The organism is Neisseria sp. HMSC03D10, from assembly GCF_001807625.1.
Classification (GTDB): Bacteria; Pseudomonadota; Gammaproteobacteria; order Burkholderiales; family Neisseriaceae; genus Neisseria; species Neisseria mucosa.
Genome location: NZ_KV789552.1, coordinates 4,826 through 7,639 on the forward strand (window position 1 = coordinate 4,826; position 2,814 = coordinate 7,639).

General features: G+C 50.7%; 2 protein-coding genes and 2 tRNA genes. All 4 read left to right on the forward strand.

The window, feature by feature from the left end; translation table 11 throughout:
• Positions 1-481: 481 nt before the first annotated feature.
• Positions 482-557, forward strand: a tRNA-Thr gene (locus HMPREF3066_RS07375).
• Between the two features lie 36 nt (positions 558-593).
• Positions 594-669, forward strand: a tRNA-Thr gene (locus HMPREF3066_RS07380).
• Between the two features lie 132 nt (positions 670-801).
• Positions 802-1,590, forward strand: coding sequence for a 3-methyl-2-oxobutanoate hydroxymethyltransferase (gene panB, locus HMPREF3066_RS07385; protein WP_070441701.1), 789 nt, complete (start codon positions 802-804; stop codon positions 1,588-1,590).
• A 173-nt stretch (positions 1,591-1,763) separates the two neighbouring features.
• Positions 1,764-2,600, forward strand: coding sequence for a pantoate--beta-alanine ligase (gene panC / locus HMPREF3066_RS07390; protein ID WP_070441704.1), 837 nt, complete (start codon positions 1,764-1,766; stop codon positions 2,598-2,600).
• The last annotated feature ends 214 nt before the right edge of the window (positions 2,601-2,814 follow it).

Genomic DNA, 2,814 nt, shown 5'->3' on the forward strand with positions numbered 1-2,814 from the left:
AATGAGGCTGACAAACAGGCTCAAAAAGACGGGATTATGCCGTTATCTCTGCCTCATGACGGCGGTGCACATTTCTTGCCTGCTGTCGAGGCTGTTATCGCTGGCAAGATTATTGTCAAGGCAAAGAGTTACATTATTTGTAACTGGTAATAACAAAGCGGCGTTTCCGTCGCTTTGTTATTTTCTGCTATTCGATAGTGCAAAAGCTGCCGCAACTTTTAAAACGCACCGAGTGCAAAAGTTAATGTAACAAAGTGCAAAAGGTGGCGGCGGCTTACAAGTGTCGTCTGAAATGCTTTTTGTGCGGGTGTTTTTCAGACGACCTTTCGGCTATATGCTTGAGCGGCTTGGTTTATATATGGGGTAATCATTACGCTTGAAATAAATTTCTTTTTAAATCAGATATTTTTTATAAAAATTTACTTTGTGGGCAGTAAGCTATTGCCAAGTGGGGCAGTTAACGGCATAATTCGACTTCTTTGCCGGTATAGCTCAGTTGGTAGAGCACCTGACTTGTAATCAGGGGGTCCCGAGTTCGACTCTTGGTGCCGGCACCAGTTTATCGCTGAAGGTGCCGCAAGGTATTTCAGTAAGCCGGTATAGCTCAGTTGGTAGAGCACCTGACTTGTAATCAGGGGGTCCCGAGTTCGACTCTTGGTGCCGGCACCAATCAAACAGCCCGATTGTGAAAGCAGTCGGGCTGTTTTGCGTTTGCCGTTCGGGTGGCAGGGCGGCAGGCATTTCACTATAATAGCCCGTTTTAATCTAAAAGGTCGTCTGAAAAAGGCGGAACACATTCTAATGATTACTGTGAACACACTGCAAAAGATGAAGGCAGAAGGCGAAAAAATCGCCATGCTGACCGCCTATGAATCCAGCTTTGCCGCGTTGATGGATAACGCCGGAGTCGATGTCTTGCTGGTGGGCGATTCCTTGGGCATGACCGTGCAGGGGCGCAAATCCACGCTGCCCGTCAGCCTGCACGATATGTGTTACCACACCGGAAACGTCGCGCGCGGTACGGAAAACGCGATGATTGTCAGCGACTTGCCTTTTGGTGCTTATCAGCAGAGTAAAGAACAGGCGTTTGCCGCTGCTGCCGAACTGATGGCGGCAGGCGCGCATATGGTCAAACTCGAAGGCGGCGTTTGGATGGCGGAAACCACCGAATTCCTGCAAATGCGCGGCATTCCCGTCTGCGCCCATATCGGCTTGACTCCGCAGTCCGTGTTTGCCTTTGGCGGATATAAAGTGCAGGGACGGGGCGATAAGGCGGAAGCCTTGTTGGCAGATGCGAAAGCACACGACCAAGCGGGTGCCGCCATCGTATTGATGGAATGTGTACCGGCGGAATTGGCGAAAAAAGTAACCGAAACCGTCTCTTGCCCGACCATCGGCATCGGCGCGGGCGTGGATTGCGACGGACAAGTTTTGGTCATGCACGATATGCTTGGCATTTTTCCGGGTAAAACCGCAAAATTCGTCAAAAATTTCATGCAGGGCAAAGACAGCATTCAGACCGCCGTTGAAGCGTATGTCCATGAAGTCAAAGCCAAAACCTTCCCCGCTGCGGAACATTCGTTTGCTTGATGCCCTCAACTGAAAAAAGGTCGTCTGAAAAGGTTTTCATCGTGAAAACCGAATTTCAGACGACCTTTGTTTGTCCGTGTTCCCAGCGTATAATCGGCGCGTGATTTTCGGGCTGACAAAACATAGCGGCTGAGCGCCGCAATCCCCGAAAAAGATAAAGGACATTTTCCACCATGCAAATCATTCATACCATTAAAGAATTACGCGAATGGCGCAAAAACGCAGGCAGCGTTGCCTTTGTGCCGACTATGGGCAATCTGCACGAAGGCCATCTCGCCCTTGTTCGCGAAGCCAAAAAACGCGCCGACAACGTCGTAGTCAGCATATTCGTCAACCGCCTACAATTCGGACAGGGCGAGGATTTCGACAAATACCCGCGCACCTTGCAGCAAGACGCCGACAAACTCGCCAACGAAGGCATAGCCGTCGTGTTCGCGCCCGACGAAAAAGAGCTGTATCCCAATGTCGAGCAACGTTTCAACGTCGAACCGCCCAATCTCCAAAACGAATTGTGCGGCAAATTCCGCCCCGGTCATTTCCGCGGTGTCGCTACTGTCGTCAGCAAACTGTTCAACATCGTCCAACCCGATACCGCCTGCTTCGGCAAAAAAGACTATCAGCAGTTGGCGATTATCAAAGGCTTTGTCGAAGACCTGAATTTCAATATCGACATCGTTCCCGTCGATACCGGCCGCGCTCCCGACGGGCTAGCGCTTTCCAGCCGCAACCAATACCTCAGTGAAGCCGAACGCGCCGAAGCCCCGCGTCTGTACCGCGAATTGCAACGCGTCGCCGCCGAGCTCAAAAACGGCAATCTCGATTATGTCGGTCTGGAAACAGAAACCGTCCGCCGCCTGACCGAAGCCGGCTGGGTGGTTGATTACGTCGAAATCCGCCATGCCGAGAGCCTCGCCGTCGCACGCACCGGCGACAAAGCCCTCGTCGTCCTCGCCGCCGCCCGCTTGGGAACGACACGTCTGATTGACAACTTGGAAGTCAGCTTGGCTTGATTGTTGGAATGGAAAAAGGTCGTCTGAAAACGGATTTTTGTTTTCAGACGACCTTTTTTATAGGTATTACAGATTAAAATCAGTAAACTTATGCCGCTACGTTTATTCCAGCATAGGAAGGGTAAGAATGACGAAGTAGATATTTTAATTGTAGGAAATCGTCGCATTGTTTACATCACAGGTTGAGAGAAATAAGCCTGCAAGGCCTCAAACG

Bases quoted from the DNA above. Each gene is read 5' to 3' on its own strand.
- panB (WP_070441701.1), top strand. From the start codon at position 802: ATGATTACTGTGAACACACTGCAAAAGATGAAGGCAGAAGGCGAAAAA.
- panC (WP_070441704.1), top strand. From the start codon at position 1,764: ATGCAAATCATTCATACCATTAAAGAATTACGCGAATGGCGCAAAAAC.